Source organism: Klebsiella sp. ME-303, from assembly GCF_007910085.1.
Taxonomy (GTDB): Bacteria; Pseudomonadota; Gammaproteobacteria; order Enterobacterales; family Enterobacteriaceae; genus Klebsiella; species Klebsiella michiganensis.
The window spans coordinates 24,160-28,328 of record NZ_VOJB01000066.1 but is presented as its reverse complement, the minus strand read 5'-3'; the positions used below and the strand labels follow the sequence as shown (position 1 = coordinate 28,328).

At 57.5% G+C, this 4,169-nt stretch carries 2 protein-coding genes and 1 pseudogene (1 of these 3 running past the window's edge); 2 read left to right on the top strand and 1 reads right to left on the bottom strand.

Translation table 11 applies throughout. The features are described 5' to 3' along the window. The first annotated feature begins 505 nt into the window (after positions 1–505). Both purH and purD read left to right on the top strand, forming a co-directional pair. Positions 506–2,095, top strand: coding sequence for a bifunctional phosphoribosylaminoimidazolecarboxamide formyltransferase/IMP cyclohydrolase (gene purH / locus FQK12_RS09000; protein ID WP_014227508.1), 1,590 nt, complete (start codon positions 506–508; stop codon positions 2,093–2,095). A gap of 15 nt (positions 2,096–2,110) precedes the next feature. Further along, the gene (purD, locus tag FQK12_RS08995; protein ID WP_014227507.1) at positions 2,111–3,403 is read left to right on the top strand and encodes a phosphoribosylamine--glycine ligase; all 1,293 of its coding nucleotides are present in this window, start codon (positions 2,111–2,113) and stop codon (positions 3,401–3,403) included. Here purD and zraR read toward each other — a convergent pair. After that, a pseudogene (gene zraR / locus FQK12_RS08990) lies at positions 3,400–4,169 on the bottom strand (sigma-54-dependent response regulator transcription factor ZraR); it runs 569 nt beyond the window's last position. The gene purD and the pseudogene zraR sit on opposite strands and share 4 nt — an antisense overlap.

Sequence of the window (4,169 nt, the reverse complement as noted above, 5' to 3'; positions counted from 1 at the left end):
GTCTGATAAATTGTTAAAGAGCAGTGCAACGCGGCTTTCGCTCACCGTTGCGAGGTGGCGTATATTACGCTTTCCTCTTTCAGAGTCAACCCGTTATTTCAGGATTTTTTCTCTTCAACCGACCGTGTTGTTTGTGAAGTGATTCACATCTGCCGTGTCGATGGAGGCGCATTATAGGGAGTTCCCGAGCATCCGCAATAGTAAAATTGCAGAAAAATGACTGACTGCTGCATTCCCCAGCAAAACCCCGCTTTATACCCTGTTACGCACAGAATTATCCACAGGTGGCGGCCGATACCCTCTTATAAAGGCCCGCTCTCTTCTCTCTATAGGGCGCGATCCTGGGATAAAAAGAGAAAGATAAAAATTCGCGAGCGTTGCGCAAACGTTTTCGTTACAATGCCGCGCTATAACAAGGATGCCCGGTTGGGTGCGTTAGGTGAGTTTTTAGACAAAAATTCACCTAACGCTCTCTGTAATATTCAAATCCTGGGGATTTAATACCATGCAACAACGTCGTCCAGTCCGCCGCGCCCTGCTCAGTGTTTCTGACAAGGCCGGTATCGTCGAATTCGCGCAGGCGCTTTCCGCTCGTGGTGTCGAGCTACTGTCTACGGGTGGTACCGCACGCCTGCTGGCTGAGAAAGGTCTGCCGGTTACCGAAGTCTCTGACTACACCGGTTTCCCGGAAATGATGGACGGACGCGTGAAGACCCTGCATCCGAAAGTTCACGGCGGTATTCTCGGTCGCCGTGGCCAGGATGACGGTATTATGGAACAACACGGTATCGCGCCTATTGATATGGTGGTGGTTAACCTGTATCCGTTTGCTCAAACCGTTGCCCGCGAGGGCTGCTCGCTGGAAGATGCGGTAGAAAACATTGATATCGGCGGCCCAACCATGGTTCGCTCAGCGGCGAAGAACCATAAAGACGTCGCCATCGTGGTGAAGAGCAGCGACTACGATGCCATTATTAAAGAGATGGATGCCAACGAAGGCTCCCTGACCCTCGACACCCGCTTCGACCTCGCCATTAAGGCATTCGAACACACCGCCGCCTACGACAGCATGATTGCCAACTACTTCGGCAGCATGGTTCCGGCCTATCACGGCGAGAGCAAAGAAGCCGCGGGTCGCTTCCCGCGCACCCTGAATCTGAACTTCGTTAAGAAGCAGGATATGCGCTATGGTGAAAACAGCCACCAGCAGGCGGCCTTCTATATAGAAGAAGAAGTCAAAGAAGCCTCTGTCGCCACTGCACAGCAGGTTCAGGGTAAAGCGCTCTCCTATAACAACATCGCTGACACCGATGCCGCGCTGGAATGCGTCAAAGAATTCAGCGAGCCGGCCTGCGTTATTGTGAAGCACGCCAACCCATGTGGCGTAGCGGTAAGTACCTCTATTCTGGATGCCTACGACCGCGCGTACAAAACTGACCCGACCTCTGCCTTCGGCGGCATTATCGCCTTTAACCGCGAACTGGATGCCGAAACCGCGCAGGCGATCATCTCCCGCCAGTTTGTTGAAGTGATCATCGCACCGTCTGCGACGGAAGAAGCCCTGAAGATCACTGCCGCGAAACAGAATGTCCGCGTCCTGACCTGCGGTCAGTGGACGCAGCGCGTACCGGGTCTGGACTTCAAACGCGTTAACGGCGGCCTGCTGGTTCAGGATCGCGATCTGGGTATGGTTACGGAAGGCGAACTGCGCGTGGTTTCCAAACGCCAGCCGACCGAGCAGGAGCTGCGCGATGCGCTGTTCTGCTGGAAAGTGGCGAAATTCGTTAAATCCAACGCCATTGTGTACGCCAAAGAGAATATGACCATCGGGATAGGCGCAGGCCAGATGAGCCGCGTTTACTCCGCCAAAATCGCCGGGATTAAAGCCGGTGATGAAGGTCTGGAAGTGAAAGGTTCGGCGATGGCCTCTGACGCCTTCTTCCCGTTCCGCGACGGTATTGATGCCGCTGCTGCCGTTGGCGTGAGCTGCGTCATTCAGCCCGGTGGCTCTATTCGCGACGAAGAGGTGATTGCCGCCGCCGATGAGCACGGCATCGCGATGATCTTCACCGACATGCGCCACTTCCGCCATTAATTCACGGAGCAGACGATGAAAGTATTAGTTATTGGCAACGGCGGACGCGAACACGCGCTGGCCTGGAAAGCCGCACAGTCACCGCAGGTTGATACCGTTTTTGTCGCCCCGGGTAACGCGGGCACCGCCCTGGAACCGGCGCTGCAGAACGTGGCTATCGGCGTCACCGATATTCCGGCGCTGCTGAGCTTTGCGCAGAGCGAGAAGATTGACCTGACCATCGTTGGCCCGGAAGCGCCGCTGGTAATTGGCGTTGTCGATGCGTTCCGTGCCGCAGGGCTGAAAATCTTCGGCCCAACGGAAGGCGCGGCGCAGCTTGAAGGCTCCAAAGCCTTCACCAAAGATTTCCTCGCGCGTCATAACATCCCGACGGCGGAATACCAGAACTTCACCGAAGTCGAGCCCGCGCTGGCGTACCTGCGTGAGAAAGGCGCGCCGATCGTCATCAAGGCCGACGGCCTGGCCGCCGGCAAGGGCGTGATTGTCGCCATGACGCTGGAAGAAGCGGAAGCCGCCGTTCACGACATGCTGGCAGGTAACGCCTTTGGCGACGCCGGACACCGCATCGTCATTGAAGAGTTCCTCGACGGCGAAGAGGCGAGCTTTATCGTGATGGTCGACGGCGAGCACGTCCTGCCGATGGCCACCAGCCAGGATCATAAACGCGTGGGCAATGGCGATACCGGCCCAAACACGGGCGGTATGGGCGCTTACTCACCGGCGCCGGTGGTAACCGATGAGGTTCACCAGCGCACCATGGAACGCATTATCTGGCCAACCGTAAAAGGTATGGCAGCGGAAGGGAACACCTACACCGGTTTCCTCTATGCGGGCCTGATGATCGATAAACAGGGAAACCCGAAGGTTATCGAGTTCAACTGCCGCTTTGGCGATCCGGAAACCCAGCCGATCATGCTGCGTATGAAATCGGATCTGGTAGATCTGTGCCTCGCCGCCTGCGACGGCAAGCTGAATGAGAAAACCTCCGAGTGGGACGAACGCGCCTCGCTGGGCGTCGTGATCGCCGCCGGTGGCTATCCGGGCAACTACAGCACCGGTGATGAGATCCACGGCCTGCCGCTGGAAGAAGCGGCTGACGGCAAGGTCTTCCACGCCGGTACCAGACTCGCTGATGACGATCGCGTGCTGACCAGCGGCGGCCGGGTGCTCTGCGCTACCGCGCTGGGTCACACCGTCGCTGAAGCGCAAAAGCGCGCTTACGCCCTGATGAGCGATATCCGCTGGGACGGCAGCTTTAGCCGTAACGACATCGGCTGGCGCGCTATTGAACGTGAGCAAAACAGCTAACGGCTGAGCTTTGCCAGCAGCGTTTTGCGCGTAATGCCCAGCTGACGGGCGGCTTCAGTTTTGTTGCCGCCCGTTTTTTCGAGCGCCACCAGGATCGCTTCTTTCTCGACTTCCACCAGCGGCTGAATAATATCCTCACCGTGCGGCGCGTCCGAAACCGACGTACCGGCAATCGCCAGCGGCAGCTCGCGTTCCGAGATATACTCTCCGGTCAGCAGGACCACCGCCCGCTCTACCGCATTTTCCAGTTCGCGAATATTCCCCGGCCATGCGTAGTGAATCAGTAAGTCCATCGCCTGCGGCGTAAACCCCTGCACCGCTTTGCGGTTACGCTCGGCATAACGCTGCAGGAAATAGCGCGCCAGCTGAGGGATATCTTCCTTGCGCTGACGCAGCGGCGGCATATCGATAGTCACGACGTTCAGGCGATAGTAGAGATCCTGACGAAAACGTCCGGCGCTGACCTCTTCAGCTAAATCCCGGTGGGTGGCGGCAATTAGCCGCACATCGACCGAAAGGGTCTGATTGCTGCCCACGCGCTGCACTTCACGCTCCTGAATCGCCCGCACCAGGCGCACCTGCATCAGCGGTGAAATATCGCCAATCTCATCGAGAAAGAGCGTACCGCCGTCCGCTTCAACAAAACGCCCTTCTCGCCGTTTGTCCGCGCCGGTAAAGGCGCCTTTCTCGTGACCAAACAGCTCCGACTCCAGCAACGACTCGTTGAGTGCGGCACAGTTGAGGATCACCAGCGGCCTGCGGCTGC

Bases quoted from the DNA above. Each gene is read 5' to 3' on its own strand.
- purH (WP_014227508.1), top strand. From the start codon at position 506: ATGCAACAACGTCGTCCAGTCCGCCGCGCCCTGCTCAGTGTTTCTGAC.
- purD (WP_014227507.1), top strand. From the start codon at position 2,111: ATGAAAGTATTAGTTATTGGCAACGGCGGACGCGAACACGCGCTGGCC.